Annotated in this window: 18 protein-coding genes; 10 read left to right on the top strand and 8 right to left on the bottom strand. The window is 49.8% G+C overall.

The features are described 5' to 3' along the window. Positions 1-161: 161 nt before the first annotated feature. On the top strand, positions 162-725 hold the full coding sequence (locus OGY06_RS09515; protein WP_003830885.1) for a DJ-1/PfpI family protein: 564 nt from the start codon (positions 162-164) through the stop codon (positions 723-725). Between the two features lie 56 nt (positions 726-781). On the opposite strand, the gene OGY06_RS09510 is transcribed toward OGY06_RS09515, so the two are convergent. Both OGY06_RS09510 and OGY06_RS09505 read right to left on the bottom strand, forming a co-directional pair. Next, a complete protein-coding gene (locus OGY06_RS09510) occupies positions 782-1,528 on the bottom strand; it encodes an SAM-dependent methyltransferase (RefSeq protein WP_218667612.1) in 747 nt (248 codons plus the stop codon). Between the two features lie 10 nt (positions 1,529-1,538). Continuing rightward, positions 1,539-1,796, bottom strand: coding sequence for a YjhX family toxin (locus tag OGY06_RS09505; RefSeq protein WP_003021255.1), 258 nt, complete (start codon positions 1,794-1,796; stop codon positions 1,539-1,541). 1,320 nt (positions 1,797-3,116) lie between these two features. On the opposite strand from OGY06_RS09505, the gene pepT reads away from it, so the two are divergent. The 4 genes from pepT (at position 3,117) to OGY06_RS09485 (ending at position 7,018) form a co-directional block, all read left to right on the top strand. Continuing rightward, on the top strand, positions 3,117-4,373 hold the full coding sequence (gene pepT, locus OGY06_RS09500) for a peptidase T (protein ID WP_003830887.1): 1,257 nt from the start codon (positions 3,117-3,119) through the stop codon (positions 4,371-4,373). Then, a complete protein-coding gene (gene dcuC / locus OGY06_RS09495; RefSeq protein WP_003830889.1) occupies positions 4,370-5,731 on the top strand; it encodes a C4-dicarboxylate transporter DcuC in 1,362 nt (453 codons plus the stop codon). Before pepT ends, dcuC begins: the two co-directional genes overlap by 4 nt. Before the next feature lie 322 nt (positions 5,732-6,053). After that, positions 6,054-6,683: a DUF2913 family protein gene (locus tag OGY06_RS09490; RefSeq protein WP_048226383.1), complete on the top strand. Its 630-nt coding sequence runs from the start codon at positions 6,054-6,056 to the stop codon at positions 6,681-6,683. Positions 6,684-6,781: 98 nt separating this feature from the next. Continuing rightward, positions 6,782-7,018, top strand: a complete 237-nt coding sequence (locus OGY06_RS09485; RefSeq protein ID WP_003830891.1) for a hypothetical protein — start codon at positions 6,782-6,784, stop codon at positions 7,016-7,018. Between the two features lie 101 nt (positions 7,019-7,119). Here the strand turns inward: OGY06_RS09485 and OGY06_RS09480 are convergent, their stop codons facing one another. Beyond that, positions 7,120-7,749, bottom strand: coding sequence for a LysE family translocator (locus OGY06_RS09480; RefSeq protein WP_003830892.1), 630 nt, complete (start codon positions 7,747-7,749; stop codon positions 7,120-7,122). A gap of 109 nt (positions 7,750-7,858) precedes the next feature. Between OGY06_RS09480 and OGY06_RS09475 the strand changes: the two genes are divergently transcribed. The 3 genes from OGY06_RS09475 (at position 7,859) to foxA (ending at position 12,102) form a co-directional block, all read left to right on the top strand. Then, entirely contained in the window at positions 7,859-8,764 is a 906-nt protein-coding gene (locus OGY06_RS09475; protein WP_048236016.1) for a LysR substrate-binding domain-containing protein, read from the top strand. 124 nt (positions 8,765-8,888) lie between these two features. After that, on the top strand, positions 8,889-9,872 hold the full coding sequence (locus OGY06_RS09470; protein ID WP_003830894.1) for a helix-turn-helix transcriptional regulator: 984 nt from the start codon (positions 8,889-8,891) through the stop codon (positions 9,870-9,872). A 121-nt stretch (positions 9,873-9,993) separates the two neighbouring features. After that, complete coding sequence (gene foxA / locus OGY06_RS09465; protein WP_122973923.1) at positions 9,994-12,102, top strand: ferrioxamine B receptor FoxA; 2,109 nt, start codon at positions 9,994-9,996, stop codon at positions 12,100-12,102. Positions 12,103-12,548: 446 nt separating this feature from the next. Here the strand turns inward: foxA and OGY06_RS09460 are convergent, their stop codons facing one another. The 4 genes from OGY06_RS09460 to OGY06_RS09445 form a co-directional block, all read right to left on the bottom strand. After that, positions 12,549-13,058, bottom strand: a complete 510-nt coding sequence (locus OGY06_RS09460; protein ID WP_231133693.1) for a hypothetical protein — start codon at positions 13,056-13,058, stop codon at positions 12,549-12,551. 183 nt (positions 13,059-13,241) lie between these two features. Continuing rightward, positions 13,242-14,339: a 4Fe-4S binding protein gene (locus OGY06_RS09455; RefSeq protein ID WP_286605164.1), complete on the bottom strand. Its 1,098-nt coding sequence runs from the start codon at positions 14,337-14,339 to the stop codon at positions 13,242-13,244. Between the two features lie 219 nt (positions 14,340-14,558). Next, positions 14,559-15,947 (bottom strand): diguanylate cyclase, encoded by a 1,389-nt coding sequence (locus OGY06_RS09450; RefSeq protein ID WP_126955953.1) that lies wholly within the window; start codon positions 15,945-15,947, stop codon positions 14,559-14,561. Positions 15,948-16,026: 79 nt separating this feature from the next. Next, positions 16,027-16,659: a LysE family transporter gene (locus tag OGY06_RS09445; protein WP_286605162.1), complete on the bottom strand. Its 633-nt coding sequence runs from the start codon at positions 16,657-16,659 to the stop codon at positions 16,027-16,029. 266 nt (positions 16,660-16,925) lie between these two features. Here OGY06_RS09445 and yahO point away from each other — a divergent pair, with 266 nt between their 5' ends. Then, positions 16,926-17,201: a DUF1471 family periplasmic protein YahO gene (gene yahO, locus OGY06_RS09440; RefSeq protein WP_003830901.1), complete on the top strand. Its 276-nt coding sequence runs from the start codon at positions 16,926-16,928 to the stop codon at positions 17,199-17,201. 32 nt (positions 17,202-17,233) lie between these two features. On the opposite strand, the gene prpR is transcribed toward yahO, so the two are convergent. After that, on the bottom strand, positions 17,234-18,844 hold the full coding sequence (gene prpR / locus OGY06_RS09435; RefSeq protein ID WP_286605160.1) for a propionate catabolism operon regulatory protein PrpR: 1,611 nt from the start codon (positions 18,842-18,844) through the stop codon (positions 17,234-17,236). Positions 18,845-19,097: 253 nt separating this feature from the next. Here prpR and prpB point away from each other — a divergent pair, with 253 nt between their 5' ends. After that, positions 19,098-19,979 carry a methylisocitrate lyase gene (prpB, locus tag OGY06_RS09430; protein WP_003830903.1) on the top strand — a complete coding sequence of 294 codons (882 nt, stop codon included), beginning with the start codon at positions 19,098-19,100 and terminating at the stop codon, positions 19,977-19,979. Positions 19,980-20,001: the final 22 nt, after the last annotated feature.

The following is a 20,001-nucleotide window of genomic DNA, read 5'->3' as shown; positions in this document are numbered from 1 at the left end:
ATGTCATGCCATTTATGCTAAGGTCGTCATCTGACGGGCCTTGCCGTGGATTGTGATCTGACCGATTGTTCTGTTGTATTTATTAATGCCATGAACCGTGTGGGCTATAGTAAAGATGGCCGTTATTTCTCATCATTAATAACCGTGAGTGGGGGAAGTGAATGAAGAAGATACTGATGCTGGTCGGAGATTATGTCGAAGATTATGAAACGATGGTGCCTTTTCAGGCTTTGCAAATGCTTGGGCATCGTGTGGATGCCGTCTGTCCGGATAAAAGTCAGGGTGACTACGTTCAAACCGCCATTCACGACTTTGATGGGGCGCAGACATACAGTGAAAAGCCGGGGCATCGTTTTACGTTAAATGCGAATTTTGCCGAGGCGCGGGCTGCGGATTACGACGCACTGTTGATCCCCGGCGGGCGTGCTCCGGAATATCTTCGACTGAATCCGGATGTCATTAAGCTGGTGCAAGATTTCAACACTGCCGGTAAGCCTATCGCCGCAGTTTGTCATGGGCCCCAACTGTTAGCGGCGGCGGGGGTGTTAGAAAACCGGACCTGTAGCGCTTATCCGGCCTGTGCGCCCGAGGTTCGTCTGAGCGGTGGACATTATGCCGATATTGGCATTGATCAGGCCCACGTTGATGGCAATCTGGTGACGGCACCAGCATGGCCCGCACATCCGCAATGGTTAGCTAAATTTGTTGAAGTATTAATGAAGTAAGTGATGATGCGATGAAAAAGTCGGTATAACCTGCCTGGCTATACCGACAGGACATATTACCTCTGTATGAGTGCGAACACGCCCCACCCGATATATTCCCGGGTGAATGCAACGTGGCGTACTGGTGAACTTCTCAGTTGCTCTCTGACTTTGGCGGCAAAATCATCGTCCGGATTTGCCTCTAGCCACCGGCGCATCGTCAACCATTTTGCCGCCTCGTATCTGTCCCAACCTTCCTGGTCGGCCAATACCATTTCAACCACGTCATAACCGAGCAGGTCGAAAGACGAAACGCGTTCTGGCAGAGAAAGAAAATCGGCTACTGAAGTCGCGCCGCAAGCCATAGCGATCTCCTCCGTTGCGGGCATCTGACGCCAGTACGGTTCGCCGATGAGCAGGCTCCCGCCTGGTTTGAGACTTTGTTCCAGTTGTTTGACCGTTCCGACAACGCCGCCGGCAATCCAGGTTGCACCAACGCAGGCGGCAATATCGAATTTTTCTTCGGCGATATAACCTGTTGCATCGGCATGAATAAAACGCACGTGCTCAGTGACGCCCAATTCACTTGCCCGCAGGGTGGCTTGCTCACTGAATAACTGGCTCATATCGATACCAACGCCGGAAATTCCATGATCGCGTGCCCAGGTGCACAACATCTCGCCCGAGCCGCTGCCGAGATCCAGGATGCGGGTTCCTGGGGGCATCCGTAAAACCTGACCTAACGTCGCATATTTTTGCGCGGTGAACGGATTATGAATGCGATGTGCGCTTTCGCTGATCGTAAAAATCTTCGGGATATCCATCTCTCTCTCCTTAGCGATTATCCAGTTGGGCGCGAACGTTGTTCAGCCCGGTGGTATTGATGCGGTAGGGCTGACCATTAACGGATTTGATCAGCTTTTTCGTTCTGAGTTTTTTGAATACGTCGAGCGTGCAGTCGCAGAGCAGTAACCCTTCGCGGCTATAGCATTCGACGGAAGTGACGCGACCAGATGCATCGCGGACGTGAGCAATACGGCCACCTTTGGCGAGAACGTGTAAGGTACGTTGTTCCTGACGGGATAAATTCATACTGGAAAACCTGTTTAATCATCATGTGCAAAACGTGCAAACACACAGCGGTGTCCGCATTCGATTTCGGCGCATTGATAACCAGTCCGGCCTGAAAAGGTCGGTAAGCTGATTATCTGATGATTACATTCTCCAGCATCAAAGCCTCGGGTTGAGTTGATAGGTATTTACCTGCTGAATCATACCAGTATGGGCAAGTAGGGGAATCGTCCTGTCGGGAAAATGTGATCTATGACGAAAAATTGCGTTTAGCTTATTTTATAATTTTTTAACTCTCGTTAGCTGAGCGGTGTATGAATATATTAAATTTATTGAACATTCAGACATCGTCAGTAGTGGTATTGGCCGTAATGATGTGTTGTTAGTCCCAGTTGCGTAATACTATAGATTAGTGATGTTTAATTTTCCCCTATCCTAATTTTGTTTTATTTGATAAACATGTCTTTATTATAAAAATGATTTTTAATAGTGTTTTCTTTTAATTCTTTTTAAGAATTTTCTTAACGTCATGAAGTGTGTATACTCAATCCAGCAAGAAGCTCTTCTGTTATCATCAAAACTATAAAAATGTCCTTAACACCCGTATTACCTCTGCCCTGAATCTCTTCTCAGGGGAGAGGTTTTTTTTGCCTGTGTATAATTTTGATAATCGTCATAAATAGATAATTTAATATTATTGTTCTTGTTGTTTTGCATTAGTGATGACGAAAGATTTTGTTCTGTGAACCATACGGTAATGTTGAAATAGTATCGCTATGAATCTATTTCATGATGAATAGTGTGATTTCATCTTTATTTATAGGGGTATTATATAGTTTTTCTTATAACTGTCTGTTTTTAAGCGTTATGTTAATTCTCGCTTTTGAAGTAATTGTGATTTTGTTCACGGATTTTAGTGCGTTAAGTGGCTATTTGTAGAGAGGTGCAAACGGTTGCATGTTGCTGTTACAGCATTCGTTCATTAAAAAAATATAGCGATGGTATGTCTTGTGTCGGTGTCGGGGGCAAGAATCTAAATGATTTTTATTATCCCTTAGGCATACGAATGCCGTTTATGACTTCTGTTAGCTTAACACCATGGAAAATGTAGTAAAAACAGACAGGGAATATGATTTTATCAATCAAATGGAGTTTTTAATCACTGGTATAATTACTGGCCTTTTTTATCTTCCTTTATATAAATCGTTGTCGTAACACCCATAAAATCAGCGTTCTGGGATGAGCGCTGATTTTATTTTGTTCTCAGATTATTCAACCCACGCTGTATGCAGGTCTTCTCTTGCAGTACCTCGTAAATGATACATTAAAGGATCTCCTGGAATGGATATTGTTGAACGCTTTATTAACTACACGAAAATCAATACCACGACCTCAAGGGAAAATGGTGCTAATGGGATAATGCCTTCTTCACCTGGTCAAATGGAACTGGCAAAACTACTTGCAGTAGAACTTGAAGCATTAGGAATGGAACACATTGAGGTCAGGGATACCGCTATTGTGACCGCGACCTTACCTGGAAATACCGATGACACGATCCCTGTCGTTTCCTTTTTTGGTCATCTGGATACCAGCGCGGAACAGACCGCGGACACAAATGCGCAACGTCTTCACTACAGCGGTGGGGATTTGTGTCTGAATCAAGAGCTGAATATTTATCTGCGTGAAAGTGAATTTCCGGAACTGAAAAATTATGTCGGCGATGACCTGCTGGTGACGGATGGTACCAGTCTGCTAGGGGCTGATGATAAAGCCGCCATCGCCGCGATTATGAATGCTCTGGAGTACCTTGTCGCGCATCCGGAGATTAAGCATGGGCCGGTGAAGGTCGGTTTTGTTCCTGATGAAGAGCAGGGATTACGGGGAGCAAAAGCGTTTGATGTTGCTGCGTTTGGCGCTGATTTTGGCTATACCCTGGACTGCTGCGGCATTGGAGAGTTTGTCTATGAGAACTGGAACGCGGGTGATGCGGAAATCATCTTTACCGGCCAGTCCGCGCACCCTATGTCGGCCAAAGGTAAGCTGAAGAACTCTCTGCTGATGGCGCATAAGTTTATTGCGATGCTGCCCGGAGGAGAGGCGCCTGAGTATACGGAAGGACGCGAAGGGTATTACTGGGTAAAACAGCTTCAGGGTAACAGCGCCCGTACGGTACTTAAGCTGGATATCCGGGATTTTACCGAAGAAGGGTATAAGGCGCGTATGGCATATATCCGCCAGCTTGCCGTCAGCACCTGCGCGCTGTGGGGAGAAAACAGCGTGGTCTGTCATTTAACCGATCGCTATGCCAATGTGTTCAATAGCTTGCAGGGCGATGCACACTACCCGATTGATATTGCGTTACGCGCGTATCAGAAGTGTGGCATTACCCCGCAACCTGTCGCTATGCGTGGTGGGTATGATGGCGCAGTGCTATCGCAGAAAGGACTGCCTTGCCCGAATATTTTTACCGGTGCTCATAACTTTCATTCAATTTATGAATATCTACCGGTGCGTTCACTGCGAGCCGCCAGCGATGTGGTGGTAGCGGTCATTGAGGAAACCTTTGCTGAGTTCGCGCAGAGGAGAGCTCAGTCATGATTCAGGTGTTAATTGCCCTACTGGTTATCGTGGTGGTCGCGCGTCTGATACTGAAAGGTTATCGCGCTGAACCCGTGCTGTTCATTGCGGGCCTGGTGTTGATGATTTGTACGGCGTTAACCGGATGGGGTTCTGTATTACCGAAGGGCGTCGCCAGTACGGGGATTTCATTTCTCGATCCTTTCGAGGTGATGCGCGATCTCTTTAGTACGCGTGCTGCCGATCTCGGCCTGATGATTATGGCGCTTATGGGATTTGCGCATTACATGGATCATATCGGGGCAAATGAAGCGGTTGTGCGGGTCGTGACGAAACCTTTGCGCGCGCTGCGTTCGCCCTATGTGCTTCTATTTTTCTCCTATCTGCTCGCCAGCCTCCTGCAGTTGGCTATCCCATCCGCTACCGGGCTTGCCGTATTGCTGATGGGGACGATGTTCCCCATTATGCTGGGGTTAGGGCTTTCTGCGGCCTCGGCTGCTGGGGTTATTGCCACCTCGCTTGGTGTGGCGTATACCCCGACGGCCATCGATGCTATCAGGGGATCTAAAGCGGTCAATATGGATGTGGTGGAATACGTTGTTTACCACCAGGGACCCGCAGCGCTGGCAACCGTGCTGGTCGTCGGCGTCTGCCATTTCTTCTGGCAGCGGCATTGCGACCGTAAAGCGGGGACGCTTCCACGGGAAATCGGTAGCGCTGAGGTGACTGATTCAGGAAAAGCCCCGGCTTTTTATGCGCTTCTCCCGATGCTTCCGATACTGATGGCGGTGGGATCATCGGAAATGTTCGTCAGTGGTATTAACTTGAATATTATCACCATTGTGCTCATTTCGATGGCTGTCTGCATGTTGATTGAGTGGCTGCGGGTGCGTGATTTAAAGTCAGTATGCGAAGGATTCAGCCATTTCCTTAAAGGCATGGGCACCGCCTTTACCGGGGTGGTTGGGCTACTGGTTGCGGCAGGTGTTTTTGCTCACGGGATTAAAGTTATTGGTGCCATTGATCAATTAATCCTGATGGCGGAGCACGTGGGATTACCTCCATTTGCTATGGCGGTGGTATTTGCGCTGGTGACGCTGGCGGCAGCAATTATTATGGGATCGGGTAATGCGCCATTCCTTGCTTTCGTTGAGCTGATCCCGCAAATCGCGGCAAGTATGGGCGCTAACGCTGTTGCCATGATCCTGCCGATGCAGCAGGCATCACATATGGGGCGGGCAATTTCACCGGTTTCCGGCGTGGTGATTGCCGTTTCCAGTGGGGCGAAAATAACGCCATTTGATGTGGTTAAACGTACCGCTGTACCGTTGATTGTGGGCTTTGTAACGCATACCCTGATCATCGGTATTTTCTATTAACTTCGTCTGTAATAAGCAAACTTCCGGCTTGCTGAATGCCCGGTAGTTTGCTTTTTCTGTTTACAGGTCTCATCACAGAAGGTGATATTGATTACTGGTGATTATTATTAACCTTTATCTTTATCGCATTATTCTTATTAGTCATTGTTGAGCTACCCCGGATTAATGATTAATAAGTATGATGTATTATATTTGCACGTTTATTACATAGGGATAAGTTAATCTGGATCATATTTTGGCGATTTTAGTTGTAGTAATTTTTTAATAGAGTAATACAAGAATGACGTGGAATAACAATGATGATTTATTTGGGCAGGTTTAAGTGGTAAGGGATTCTGGAAGAGTTAGTACGTTACGACATCATTATCAGGATGATCTTGAAGCCTTTACCTGGAGTGCGTTAGTCGCAATTGGTATTGCAATAAAGGATCATAAAATCTACTCTAAAATGTCAGAGCATCTATTCATTATGCATTGGCTGGCTATTGCCAAAAAAAGAAAAATCTTTTCGAAGAGCATTGTCAGTGAGCTTCAGTGGTTAATTGATGAGGGGAAGAAAAAAAGCCTCAATGCACAACTTAAATTTAAAATAGAATATTTGTACGCCACATCGAGTGGTGATGTGACAATGCAAAACGACTATTTTAAATTTACTCACACGATTGAAGTGTTGAGAAATAATGGATGGGAGAGCTTTCTGCTCACTCCGGAGAAGTGGCAAGGCCTTCATGAAAGTATTAAGGTCAGAAAAGGTGACTTTATTTTTATGGATGACACCCGGCTTCAGGAGTGCTTTGGCGTGCAGGGCGAGATAGTCAAACCTTTCTGTATTCGAGTGTACGGCGATATTGAGTTTGCAAAGTTAACGTTCATCAAACATAACCTGCCGGTTGAATTTGTGAAACATATTTCGAATGAGTTTTATTACTTCAATTTTCTTTCTGTTAAGTAATGCTTAACTGATATGGGGGACAAATTTCTGTTTGTTCAAAGAGTGTATTGATCTACCTGTGAAATTATCGGATATATACCACACGCAAAGGACAGCGAATGTTTACTCGAAAGTTAGTGATTACAACCGAATGGATAAGGTTGTCGGATACGCCAGACAATGTGTCCATTTCTTTTCGGGGCGTTCTTGAGATCGGTGAAAGCACGGTTGTGCCAGATGGCAACACACCTCTACTTCGCTTAGAAAATGAAATGGCACCTGTCGCCGTTGATGCATTGTCATGGGTGAGGGTGCCAGTTGAACGCCGGGAAAATGTTATCGTCTATATTTTCTGAATCCTGGTTTATAAATCCATTAATAATGTTAATGTCGATTTGTTCTTATTTTATTCCTCCCGGTGCAAGATCAGATGTCTGGCTGAACAATTCGTTGGGGATCACATCGCGGGTGAGAGCATTTGTAGCGCGTGTACATTATAAATAATGCCAAACGCCGCCACCGCGAGTAGAAACAGGGAGGAGATAAAAACGCTGCGTCTGGCAAACCGCTCTGGCATCCAGCGTTTGAAAACTATGATGTAAAAAGACAGCACCGTAACATCAAAAATAACCCACACCAGCGTTAGCGTCAGAATGCTGGTGGTGAAATCTTGCGTAATGGCAATGAACTGGGGAAAAAACGCTACGAAAAACAAAATGTCCTTTGGGTTAGCGACCCCTGTCAGAAATCCATGGATAAGCCCGCTGTTATCGCGTTTTGGCGCACACAGTCCGGGGTTTGAGTCCCTGGCCCGCAGGCCGTTAATCGCCATCACACCGATATACAACGATCCCACAAGACCCAGTACGCCAAGCCATATCGCAGAGATTGAAACCACACCAGCTAACATCAGTGCAGCCAGAGCAATCAATACTAAAGAAGCGCCGTTAGTGCCAATCAGCGTGAGAAAGGCCCGGCGATAGCCGTGCTGCGACGCGGTGGTGGTAATCAGCGCCACGACAGGACCCGGAGTTAACAACAGGGTTACTACGCTGAGGCTATAGGCAGCCAGTAAAGTGAAATTCATACCTGATTATCCTGATGATATTTTCCATCAGTATTCCGCCTGCGTGGCGCATTGAAAAACGAATAAAACTGCGCTCTACTGTGAGTAAAACTCAACATAGAAGCTGAGAATGACGCTACCTCCGTTGTATGCCCTGAGGGCTTTTGAAGCCGCAGCCCGTCTGGGATCGTTCAGTAAAGCCGCTATTCAACTTAACGTGACGCCGGGCGCGGTAAGCCGTCATATTCGCACGCTGGAGGCATGGTTTGGTTGTGAGCTATTTGTCCGCAGCGGCCCGCGTATCGAGATAACGCCTTCTGGCCAAGGGCTGGCGCAGCAGTTGACGGCTGGGTTTCAGAGTCTGGAACACGCGTGTCATGCCTTTCGCAGCAGCAGTCATGAGCTACGGCTGAAAGCGCCGTCTACGTTGACGATGCGTTGGCTTCTGGACGTGCTGCGTCATTTCCGTGAAGCGCATCCGACCCCGGTTGTCGAAATTTCCAGCGTCTGGATGGATACCGATTCGGTATCCTTCGGTCGTGAACCGTATGACTGTGCGATCCTGTTAGGGAATGGCCATTTTGGTGACGATACCGACAGCCGGTTGCTGTTTCAGGAGTGGCTTATCCCGGTGTGCTCACCCGCACTGCTGGTGCAGGCGCAGCGCGATCTTTCTGCCTGTGAACTGATTCATCCCTCAGCGGATCGCCGTGACTGGCGTCGGTGGCTGCAACGCACCGGGAAGTTTCCGGCGTTGAATCTTGCGCGAGGCAAAGTGTTCGACACCCTGGAGCAGGGCAGTCTTGCTGCGATGAGCGGTCATGGCGTGTCCGTTGCCGACCTGCTGTTAAGCCTGGCGGCCATTCAGGCAGGGATGTTGGCGTTACCGTTTAAAGATGCGGTAGCGACTGGCGAGGGCTACTACCTTGTCTGGCCAAAGACTTCAACACGGCTTAGAAATATTGAGCTGCTGTATCGCTGGTTAAAAGAGGCTGCGCCGTGTGTCTCCTCGGCAGATCTAAACTGGCTGGATTAATCTGTTTATTCTGCTAATTATCCATATTGATAATAGTTCTCATTATTATTGTCGTGATGCGCAGGTAATGGTAATGTTGCTTCAGTTATAAACCGTTAATCCCATTTCCTGTGCAGAAGACAGCATGAACAATACCACCGCCCTGAATGCCTCCGGACGCGTCGCTCGCACTTTCTCCGTCAGCGAGTTTATGGATTTTGGTGAGCGCTACGGGATCGATTACCGCTTTCCCCAGTTGGCACAAAGGCCGGATTTACCGTCCTGCAGCCCCGTTCTGCAAGGTGAGGTGGAGGAGATGACGCTCCCGTGTGGGATGTGCGTGACGCACTCCGACGTACAGGTATTGCAACCCTACGAAACCACCTCTCGTCACGACAGCCCTCTGTATATGCTGGTGGTACTGGAAGGTTGCGTGCTCCTGACGCTTAACGGACAGGAGCATGTGGTGCGCTCCGGCATGGCGTTTAGCTCACGCCTGAGTGAGCACCAGACGATGCGTGCCCGTCATCATGCTGATTGTAAACTGCGGACATTATCGCTTGGTTTGTATCCCGACGGCGCGTGTCGCACGGGGTTGCTCGAATCGTTGATGCGTGAGTGGGAAAGATGCCAGACGCCAACGCTTATCTGGCAGGTGCCGGGGTTTTTACTCAGCGGACTGCAGTACGCGCAGCAGAGCACGATTAGCCATGTTTCTCGTCAGCTGATGCTGGAAGGGCTGATATTACAACTGTTCGGTCATGGCCTCAGCGTGTGTCAGGTCGAGAGCGGTAAACGTCTTGCGGCGAGCGGGGAGCAGCAGCGGCTGGAGGTCGTTCGCCGACTGCTGGAGCAGAGTCCCGAAAATGACTACACCCTTAATGACCTGGCCCAACGCGCAGCGATGAGTCCCAGTAGCCTGCGCAGTAAGTTTCGCGCAGCCTATGGCTGTTCGGTATTCGACTACCTGCGCGATTGCCGTCTGGAACGTGCACGCGGCTATCTACTGGAAGGATATAGCGTACAGCAGGCGGCCTGGATGTCGGGTTATCAGCACGCCACCAACTTTTCTACCGCTTTTCGTCGCCGTTACGGCTTTTCACCCGGTGATTTGCTCAAACTTTGCTAATCCATATTTGCGTTTTACGCACGTGATTTCCTGACAATTTGGCACTGCGCATAGGCAACCTGGCATCCGGCATAGCTATCTCCGTCAGCAAAAAGGTAATAATTCTCACTTACAATTAGACATGCCTTTGGAGATATTCATGTTCGCGAAGACTCGCTTGGCGCTGCTGGTGGGATGGGTTACCGGCAGCGTGGCTTTTCCTCTGCTGGCGCAGGAAACAACAAAAAACGATACGGTGGTTGTCACCTCGCAGATGCAGAGCGGGGCCACGAAGCTTGCCACGCCGGATATTGAAACGCCGCAGTCGGTATCGATCGTTACCCGTGAGCAGTTTGAAGAGCAGGGCGCAACCAGCGTGCGCCAGGCCGTCAGCTATACGCCGGGGGTGTACAGCAATCAGATTGGCGCCTCCAACCGCTTTGACTACATCGTGCTACGTGGCTTTTCTGACGGTAGCCTGGATAACGTCTATCTCGATGGTCTGAAGATGATGGGCGACACCAACTCACACAGCTCGCTGGTGGTCGATCCGTGGTTCCTCGAAGATATCGAAGTCGTACGTGGCCCGGCTTCCGTACTGTATGGTCGTTCCTCTCCGGGCGGTATTGTGGCGCTGACCTCACGTAAGCCGTCGTTTGATGCGGGCGGCGAAGTGAAGCTGTTTGCTGGCAACAATAACCAGCGCGGTGCGGCGTTTGACGTTACCGGGGCACTGGATGATAACGATCGTGTGGCGGCGCGACTGAGCGGGATGACGCGTTACGCGGACTCGCAGTTTGGTCCATTGAAGGAAGAGCGTTACGCGCTGATGCCCAGCCTGACCTGGCGTATCACCGACCAGACGCGTCTGGATCTGATGGCCTATCTGCACCGTGACCCGGAAGGCGGTAGCCACTCCGGTCTGCCGTATGACGGCACCGTGGTTCCGCATTACGGGCAAAAGATCTCCAACACCTTTTACGAAGGCGAGGATGATTACGACAAATACGATCGCCGTGAAAACATGGTGGGCTACAACATTGAGCATATGTTTGATAGCGGTTGGTCGGTGCGGCAAAAGCTGCGCTATCTGCATACCGACGTTGAGCTGAATCAGGTGTATGCGGCGGGCTGGCTGAATGAAACCGAGCTTAATCGCGGTTACTCCGGCTCCGATGAAAAAATGTCGGCGATTACGCTGGATAACCAGCTCGACGGCAGCTTTGATACCTGGCAGGTAAACCACCGTCTGCTGGTGGGGATCGACTATCAGGATCGCAGCAACAATACTACCGGTTACTACGGCGCTTTCCCGCCGATTGACGCTTTTAATCCAGTGTACGGCGCGAAGCCTGATTACATCGACATGTATGCGCGTGAGAAACACAAGCTGCGCCAGACGGGTTACTATTTGCAGGATCAGATGTCATGGGATCGCTGGCGTATTACGCTCGGTGGTCGTTACGATCAGGTCAGCGTTTCTAACATTGATAAGATCAAGAATACTCGCAGCGATCTGGATAAAAACAACTTCAGCACCCGCGCCGCGTTGCTCTATTTATTCGATAACGGCTTTGCGCCGTACGTGAGTTATTCCACTGCCTTTACGCCAACCAGCTTTGCCGATGAGAACGGCAATCTGCTGGATCCGATGAAAGGCAAGCAGTGGGAAGCCGGGCTGAAATATGAGCCGGAAGGACTCAACAGCCAGTTCAGCGCATCGGTATTCCGTATCAATCAGACGAATATCGCCACCAAAGAAGAGCCGACCGATCCGTACCGCTCGATTGGGGAAATTGAATCTGAAGGGGTGGAGCTGGAGGCAATTAGCCAACTGACGGATAGCTTCCGTTTGCAGGCGGCGTATACCTATACCGACATTCGCTATAAGAAAAGCAGCCCGGAAGAGCAGGGCAAGCGCGCAGTGTACGCCCCGCGTAACCAGGCCAGTACCTGGCTGAGCTACGATGTGAAAAGCGGTCCGCTGGACGGTCTGACGTTGGGTTCAGGCGTGCGCTACGTTAACGGTATTACCAGCGATCGCCTGAATACTCACACCCTGCCGTCCTACACGCTGGTGGATATGGTGATTGGTTACGACTTAACGAATATCGGCATTAAAGGGTTGAGCGCGCAGTTGAACGTTAACAACCTGACCGACAAGCGCTACGTTGCGGCCTGTAACTCGCTCTCATACTGCTACTTCGGCGCCGAGCGCAGTATTGTCGGCAGCGTTTCGTGGAAATTCTGATGTTTTAGCCGGATGCGGCGCTGGCGCCTTATCCGGCCTACGGTAGCGTGTAAATCGTAGGCCTGATAAGCGCAGCGCATCAGGCATAGTGGATTGCGATTATTTTGTAAAACCGTTCTGCAGACAAATCTGTGCACTGGTGCCTTATCCGGCCTACGGCAGCGTGCAAATCGTAGGCCTGATAAGCGCAGCGCATCAGGCATAGTGGATTGCGGTTATTGTGTAAAACCGTTTTGCAGACAAATCTGCGTGCTGGCACCTTATCCGGCCTACGGCAGCGTGTAAATCGTAGGCCTGATAAGCGCAGCGCATCAGGCGTTGTGATTGCGGCTATTGTGTAAAACCGTTTTGCATACAAATCTGCGTGCTGGTGCTTTATCCGGCCTACGGTAGCGTGCAAATCGTAGGCCTGATAAGCGCAGCGCATCAGGCATAGTGGATTGCGGTTATTGTGTAAAACCGTTTTGCATACAAATTTGCGCGCTGGTTCTCAGAGTAAAGGCGACTTTGTCTGGGTACTGGCTGTAATAGTTATGCTCTTCTTCCAGCCCTTTTGCCTGCGCCAGACGTACCGTTTCCAGCGAGCAGGTACGGTAGATCAGGTCTTTATTCATATTGGTCTGCTTCTCGCGCTGTTTATCTGCGGACAGCGCCAGCCAGCTTTCGGACAGTGAGTAATCATAGACTACCCGATTTCCTTTCGCCTGCACGTTCTCAATGGTAATGAATTCGTCGATTTTCAGTCTTGGCTGCCCACGCATTTTTTTCTTATCTTCTGCGGCGGCATATTGGGCCAGCGCATGAATATCCATACTGGCTATTTTCTGTTTATAAGCATCTACATAAGCGGTAGGTTGCTGATAATGCTGAGCGTAAGCGTTTCTTAATTCCCCGTCGCTCATCGTACAACCCGCCAGAAACAGAGGTAATAGCAGTGCCAGTTTTATTTTAGTCATGATGTTATCCCGTTCATTATTTTGATCCCAGTCGCCCATAACAAAATAGAAAAATTATTACAGATGATATTTAAGGTTGTATAAACGAGAGCGCGATGGCACAAGTTCAATTGTCTTAAAATGGCAAAAGACGCGGGAAACCCTGCCAGAATTGGCAGGGTTTTGAACATACTGATAAAAAAATTAATGGCCGATCATCTTTGCCTTCGGGATCAGCTGGAAATACATATGATCGGGCACTGGCGTATCCCAGACATTGGCATAAACGGCATAACCAATAGTGGCAAACAGAATGCCCAGCACCAGTAGCGTCATGGCAACACCTGACAGCGTCCTCTGGCGCCATAATGATTTACCACCGTTGCCTTGTGCTCCAGGCGGAGTCTGCAGTGAAAAGCTCAGCGTTGAGGCTACCGGGCAGGATTCAACGCAGGTCATGCAGCCAGTGCATTCCACGGTACGCACCTGAATCAGTCTGTCGACCGGGATATTCGACGGGCAGTTTTTCGCGCATTTTCCGCAGTCGATACAGCTGTCAGCGTTACGGCGGATTTTAAACGGTGAGAGTAATGAGAACAGGCCGAGCAGCGCACCATAAGGGCACAGATAGCGGCACCAGGCATTGCGAATAAACAGGCTCAGGACGCTGATAACGATAACAAAGATGAGCGTAGCGGAGCCAATATGGCGAAAGAAATCGAGCATCTTCACGTCGATAATCATGCCATAGGCCGACATTAGAAAATACTGAATCCCCTGCGCAGGCATCGACAGGGCGATATACAAAAAGAAACTCAGCAACAAATACTTCAGACTGAGCAGCGGAATATCCAGCCAGCGCGGCAGCGTGAAGTTGCGACCAAATACTTTTTTCCCCAGATTGCCGAGCAGTTCGGACAGCGTGCCCACCGGGCATAACCACGAACAGAAGGCTTTTTTTAACAACAGACTAATCAGGATAAACGCAACTAACAGCAGCATGGAGGCGGCATGGATAGGCGGAAGAAAACCAGTCTCCAGCGTATAGCGGATATTCATCAAACCCGCGATTGGTAGCCATCCCTCAATACCACCTGGCCTTGGAATATAGACGCTGGTGCCGGCGGTTTCGAAATAGCGGACCCAGTAATAGAACGTTACGCCAATATAAATATTAATAGCCAGCAGGAGAAACTGGGTGGCTTTTCGCCAGCTGCTGGCGTTGCGCCAGTCATTCCACGGCAGTTTGCCTCCGATCGTGCCAGGACGGCGCTGCCAGCACGTTCTTTTCTTCCCGTTCATGATTTTATACTATCCCTCATATTTCCCCTTCTGCATTCAGAAGGCGTCATCACCGGGATATGCTAGCGCTATTCAGATTTGGTGTATTTGATTTGCATCTTATTACGTGGCTGTTATTTTCATCATGCCAATATGCCTGAATAAAAATAACAGCTCGATATTTATCGCAAGTCAGATAAATACCCTGAACGGGGTATTTATTTCTCTGCAGGGCAATGGTTATTCCTGATAAACCTCAACGCGGTCGCGACCATTACTTTTTGCCTGATAAAGTGCGCGATCGGCTTTATCAACCAGCTGTTTGTAGTCGGGATGATAATCATATTCGGCAATACCGATACTGACGGTAATAGAAAACGTTTCTGTCGCAGAGGCTGCCATGCGCATCCCGGCAATTTTCATACGCAGCGTTTCCAGAATAATACTGGCCTGCGATTCATCTGACTCGACGAGCAAGATCATAAATTCTTCACCACCGTAGCGGAACACGTAATCGCTGCTACGGATATGATCATAAATGGCCGCTGCGACATTTTTGAGCGTCAGATCGCCGGTATTATGCCCGAAGTTATCGTTAATTTGCTTGAAGTAGTCGATATCCAGCATCGCCAGGCTAAAAGGCTTACGCGCATGTAACGCCAGCGAGATTTCGCGTCGCATGATGGTCGGAATAAAGCGGCGATTAAGCAACTGGGTCAGCGAATCTTTACCATTTTCCTGCTTAACCAGCGCCTCAAACATCGAAGCGAGCAGGAAATGGATTTTTGCCGACAGCTGGCGAACATCCTGTAATAAGCTCATCCGCTCGGGTTCTGTCGGCTGATGCTGAGGTGACAGGGTGGTCGTCAGACGGGTGTCGATCTCTGCAATTAGCGATTCCATTTCTTTGAGCAAATTGCTGTTGCCAAGAATATGTTTTCCCTTATGTGAGAACCACATACCAAAATCAGAGTTCGCCAGAAACACCATTTCACCGAAAGGCATTCCGGTGGCAATGTTATAGATAAACTGGTTTTCCCAGTCGGTAAATGAGCGAATTTGCCGTTCGCGCTCGACGTTAACGTCATCGTAAATGGTCTGCAGGCGATACTGCTCCTGCGTATGCAGGGAGTTTTGGTGGCTCGGGGAATAGGAGACGGTCATGGCCTCCAGCGCAGTATCCATTGCCAGGCTGCTGAAACAGATAGCATTGCTCAGCAGGGAAGACGAGTGGTCAGCTTTGGTTTTCAATACTCGATACAGCTCATCCTTGAGCTTACGCGCGCCGCGATTCACCAGATCGATGGGCAGGCCGATACGGGCATGCACCACGCCAATTTCTCGCTGTTTGGCCAGCAGCTGTGAGAGATCTTCGTGCGCGCTGCCGAGCACGCTGCGTAACCAGTCAAACATACTACCGCTGAGGCGGGTACTGACCTGTTCTGTATTAAGGAACAATGCGCTCTGGGCATGGGAGAGCATATAGTCATAAAAAACGGTCACTAAATGGCGGATCTCTTCATCGCTTAACGATGTGAGGAGCGTATGAACGTCAGGCGATGTTTGTCGTATCAGCGCCTGCCATTCCGTAAGGAGTAATGTGTCGTTTACCGGTTCAACCTGTTCCATCTCACTGCCACTCAACCTGCGATTAAAAATTCAGGCGGTATTACGGACAATTACCTCACGATGGTCAAGTTAAACTCTCTTATCGATGGCTAATACCTTCATAAATAAGTCTTAGCGCGAAGACACCTATTATTGCGCCAATTACCCGGCTGGCAACCCGTTGGATGCGACCATACGCCCGTCGCACGGCAGGCAAAGAAAATGCCTGGCTGAGAAAAATACGCCAGATAACGGAAGACAACACAATGCCTGCCCAGGCCATCAGTCTGGCCCACGTAGGTGTGTCTGCGCTTAAGGTGACCGAGAAGATACTAATAAAAAAGAGTACAGTTTGTGGGTTCGATAAATCTGTTAGTAATCCACGGCGGAAAAATACATACCAGGGGGCGGAAAGCGGCTGCTGTAGCGTGGGCATTTGCGGCGTGGCCTGATGGCGGATGCTGTTCCAGGCAAACCACAGCAGATAGGCGCCGCCGACAATCTTAATCAATGAAAATATCTCTTCACACTGGGTGATTAGCGTTGCCATACCAAAGAGCCCAAGGCCGGAGTAAAACGCATCACCTAAGGCAACACCCAGACCGGTCATCATACCTGCGCGTCGTCCGGATGCCAGGCTAGTTTGTACCACCACGAACAGATTTGCGCCGGGGTTAAAAAAGGTTAAAACAAACAGGCTGACGGTGAGTACAACGGCGTGCAAAGGTTCCATAGACAACGTTTCCATTAGTAAACACGGGAAAGACAGCTAACACTATAATTTTAGTGCGCACGTCATTCTGCGTATTCACTCACACTGCGCGTTGAAAACGCAGCGCCGCTGCGTTTTGCGTATTTAACGATTAGCAAAATATCTTTATATTTCCGCCTGCTCTGGATCTTTTTATCAGCCTGAACTACTTATTAATCATCCTTGACTCGCGTGTCGAATGTTCAGGGGGCGATGATGGCATATATAACAAAACCTGGAGCTTTTATATGAAAACTGGATATAAAGTACTTATTGGTGCGTTAGCTTTAGTTTTTTCCAACGCCTATGCTGCGGAATTTATGACAAAACTTGAGTTTGAAAAGGTTGAGTCGCAGTACACAAAAATCGGTGATATTTCAACGAGTAATGAAGTTTCTGTTGCAGATGCTAAAGAAGAGCTGCTGAAGAAAGCTGAAGAGAAAGGCGCTGATGTGGTGGTATTAACCTCCGGCCAAACGGATAACAAAATCCATGGCACAGCTAATATTTACAAGAAAAAATAACACGCTGCTGTAAAAAATACGCCACCCGTCGGTCATTGCACCGGCGGGTTTTCTTTTAATCTGCGCCAGAACGTGGTTCTGCTAATTCCGAGATAGCGTGCAGCCGCGGTTTTATCACCATTGAATTGTGCCAGCACCTGCTGCGGCGTCAGCGATGTGGATAGCTGTGGGGAGTCAGCAGCAACGACCAGTTCCGGTAACAACTGCTGCAGGAATTGTACATTCAGCTCAGGCTGCGGCTCGACGCTTAAAAACAGCGCCAGACGCTCCATCATATTACGCAGTTCGCGGATATTCCCCGGCCAGCCATAATTCAGCAGCGTCGGCTGACTTAATCCCAGCCCCTTGCGTACTGGCTCAGAAAACGGCACGTCCAGTTCCGCCAGCGATTGTTTTAAAAAGCTTTCCGCCAGCGGCAGGATATCGGGCAACCGCTCGCGTAGCGGCGGTAGCTTGAGGCGTAAAATGCTCAGGCGATAAAACAGATCGGTACGAAATTCCCCCTGTTTCATCTCCTGCTCCAGATTACAGTGTGTGGCGCTAATCACCCGGACATCGACCGGAATCGGCTGATGTCCACCGACCCGGGTAACCTCTTTTTCTTCCAGCACGCGCAGCAGTCGGGTTTGTAACGGCAGCGGCATCTCGCCTATTTCATCAAGAAACAGCGTTCCGCCGTGGGCGATTTCAAACAGGCCCGCGCGCCCCCCTCGGCGAGAGCCGGTAAAGGCGCCGTCCTCATAGCCGAACAGCTCCGCTTCCAGCAATGACTCGGTGATTGCCCCGCAGTTGACGGCAACAAACGGCGGCGAGGGTTTACCGCGTCGATTCTCCTGACGGGTGAAAAACTCACGGTGAATGGCCTGTGCGGCCAGCTCTTTACCCGTTCCTGTTTCGCCCTGAATGAGGACCGGCGCACGCGAACGGGCGTAGAGCATAATGGTGTGCCGCACCTGTTCCATCTGCGCAGAGTGACCGCGCATATCACCCAGCGCGTAGCGGGTGCGCAACGTATCGCCAGAGGCGTACTGACCGTTTCTGCGCAGCGTCAGGCGAGTCATATCCAGCGCATCGACAAAGGCCTGGCGCACGGTGGCCGCCGAATAGATAAAGATGCCGGTCATACCTGCTTCTTCTGCCAGATCGGTAATCAATCCCGCACCAACCACTGCCTGCGTACCGCCGGCCTTCAGTTCGTTGATTTGCCCACGGGCATCTTCCTCGGTGATATAGCTGCGCTGTTCAAGCTGCAAATTGAAGGTTTTTTGAAACGCGAGAAGCGCAGGAATGGTTTCCTGATAGGTAATGACGCCAATCGACGAGGTGAGTTTTCCCGCTTTTGCCAGCGCCTGTAGCACGTCGAATCCGCTGGGTTTAATCAGGATCACCGGAATCGATAAACGGCTTTTCAGATATGCCCCGTTGGAGCCCGCCGCAATGATGGCATCGCAACGCTCGGTAGCCAGCTTCTTACGGATATAGGCCACCGCTTTTTCGAAACCAAGCTGAATGGGGGTGATGGTCGCCAGGTGGTCGAACTCCAGACTGATGTCGCGAAACAGTTCAAACAGGCGGGTGACCGAGACTGTCCAGATAACCGGTTTATCGTCGTTCACTCGCGGCGGTAGATGCGTATCTGCCATAACTAACCCCAAAAATTAAGGAACCGAGTAGTAGGGTTTAGTTGTGTTTCATAAATGTTGCAATGAAACGTGAAGGAACGTTTCATGAAACGATAGCTGACACGCTTTTGTGCAACAAAAATAGAAGTATTGGATTTAATATATTGTTTTAAAAGATAAAAAATTAAATTGAAGAGAAAATAAGCTCCCTGGCATACCCCTTGCTTTAGAAATATCAACGAACGATAACAAGTTGATAACAAGAGGACGGGATATGTCTCTACACTCCCCAGGGCTGGCGTTTCGCGCTGCGCTTACCAAAGAAAACCCATTACAAATCGTTGGCACCATCAATGCCAACCACGCTCTGCTGGCTCAACGCGCCGGGTATCAGGCGATTTATCTCTCCGGCGGTGGCGTCGCTGCGGGCTCGCTGGGGCTGCCGGATCTCGGTATTTCTACCCTTGATGATGTGCTGACTGATATTCGTCGCATTACGGATGTTTGCCCGCTGCCATTGCTGGTGGATGCGGATATTGGTTTTGGATCGTCTGCATTCAACGTGGCGCGTACCGTCAAGTCGATTTCCAAAGCGGGTGCTGCTGCGCTGCATATTGAAGATCAGATCGGCGCCAAGCGCTGCGGTCATCGCCCGAACAAGGCGATCGTCTCGAAAGAAGAGATGGTCGACAGGATCCGCGCAGCCGTTGATGCGCGCACCGATCCCAACTTTGTGATTATGGCGCGAACCGATGCACTGGCGGTGGAAGGGTTAGAGGCTGCCATCGATCGTGCCCAGGCGTATGTCGAAGCGGGCGCTGACATGCTGTTCCCGGAAGCCATTACCGAACTTGCGATGTACCGCCAGTTTGCCGATGCGGTACAGGTACCAATTCTTGCCAACATTACTGAATTTGGCGCCACACCGCTGTTTACCACCGATGAACTGCGCAGCGCGAACGTTGCGATGGCGCTATACCCGCTGTCAGCTTTCCGCGCCATGAACCGCGCGGCGGAGAAGGTTTACAACGTGCTGCGTCAGGAAGGTACGCAAAAGAACGTTATCGACATTATGCAGACGCGCAACGAGCTGTACGAAAGCATCAATTACTACCAGTTCGAAGAGAAACTCGACGCGTTGTACACAAAAAAGTAACCGTCGTAGGCCGGATAAGGCG

This window comes from Citrobacter sp. Cpo147 (assembly GCF_030332405.1).
In the GTDB taxonomy this organism is placed as follows: domain Bacteria; phylum Pseudomonadota; class Gammaproteobacteria; order Enterobacterales; family Enterobacteriaceae; genus Citrobacter; species Citrobacter portucalensis.
Note: the sequence above shows the minus strand (reverse complement) of the source record. Positions and strands in the feature narration are given on the sequence as shown.

Coding starts and splice junctions, on each gene's coding strand:
- OGY06_RS09515 (WP_003830885.1), top strand. CDS start 162: ATGAAGAAGATACTGATGCTGGTCGGAGATTATGTCGAAGATTATGAA.
- OGY06_RS09510 (WP_218667612.1), bottom strand. CDS start 1,528: ATGGATATCCCGAAGATTTTTACGATCAGCGAAAGCGCACATCGCATT.
- OGY06_RS09505 (WP_003021255.1), bottom strand. CDS start 1,796: ATGAATTTATCCCGTCAGGAACAACGTACCTTACACGTTCTCGCCAAA.
- pepT (WP_003830887.1), top strand. CDS start 3,117: ATGGATATTGTTGAACGCTTTATTAACTACACGAAAATCAATACCACG.
- dcuC (WP_003830889.1), top strand. CDS start 4,370: ATGATTCAGGTGTTAATTGCCCTACTGGTTATCGTGGTGGTCGCGCGT.
- OGY06_RS09485 (WP_003830891.1), top strand. CDS start 6,782: ATGTTTACTCGAAAGTTAGTGATTACAACCGAATGGATAAGGTTGTCG.
- OGY06_RS09480 (WP_003830892.1), bottom strand. CDS start 7,749: ATGAATTTCACTTTACTGGCTGCCTATAGCCTCAGCGTAGTAACCCTG.
- OGY06_RS09475 (WP_048236016.1), top strand. CDS start 7,859: ATGACGCTACCTCCGTTGTATGCCCTGAGGGCTTTTGAAGCCGCAGCC.
- OGY06_RS09470 (WP_003830894.1), top strand. CDS start 8,889: ATGAACAATACCACCGCCCTGAATGCCTCCGGACGCGTCGCTCGCACT.
- foxA (WP_122973923.1), top strand. CDS start 9,994: ATGCCTTTGGAGATATTCATGTTCGCGAAGACTCGCTTGGCGCTGCTG.
- OGY06_RS09460 (WP_231133693.1), bottom strand. CDS start 13,058: ATGACTAAAATAAAACTGGCACTGCTATTACCTCTGTTTCTGGCGGGT.
- OGY06_RS09455 (WP_286605164.1), bottom strand. CDS start 14,339: ATGAACGGGAAGAAAAGAACGTGCTGGCAGCGCCGTCCTGGCACGATC.
- OGY06_RS09450 (WP_126955953.1), bottom strand. CDS start 15,947: ATGGAACAGGTTGAACCGGTAAACGACACATTACTCCTTACGGAATGG.
- OGY06_RS09445 (WP_286605162.1), bottom strand. CDS start 16,659: ATGGAACCTTTGCACGCCGTTGTACTCACCGTCAGCCTGTTTGTTTTA.
- yahO (WP_003830901.1), top strand. CDS start 16,926: ATGAAAACTGGATATAAAGTACTTATTGGTGCGTTAGCTTTAGTTTTT.
- prpR (WP_286605160.1), bottom strand. CDS start 18,844: ATGGCAGATACGCATCTACCGCCGCGAGTGAACGACGATAAACCGGTT.
- prpB (WP_003830903.1), top strand. CDS start 19,098: ATGTCTCTACACTCCCCAGGGCTGGCGTTTCGCGCTGCGCTTACCAAA.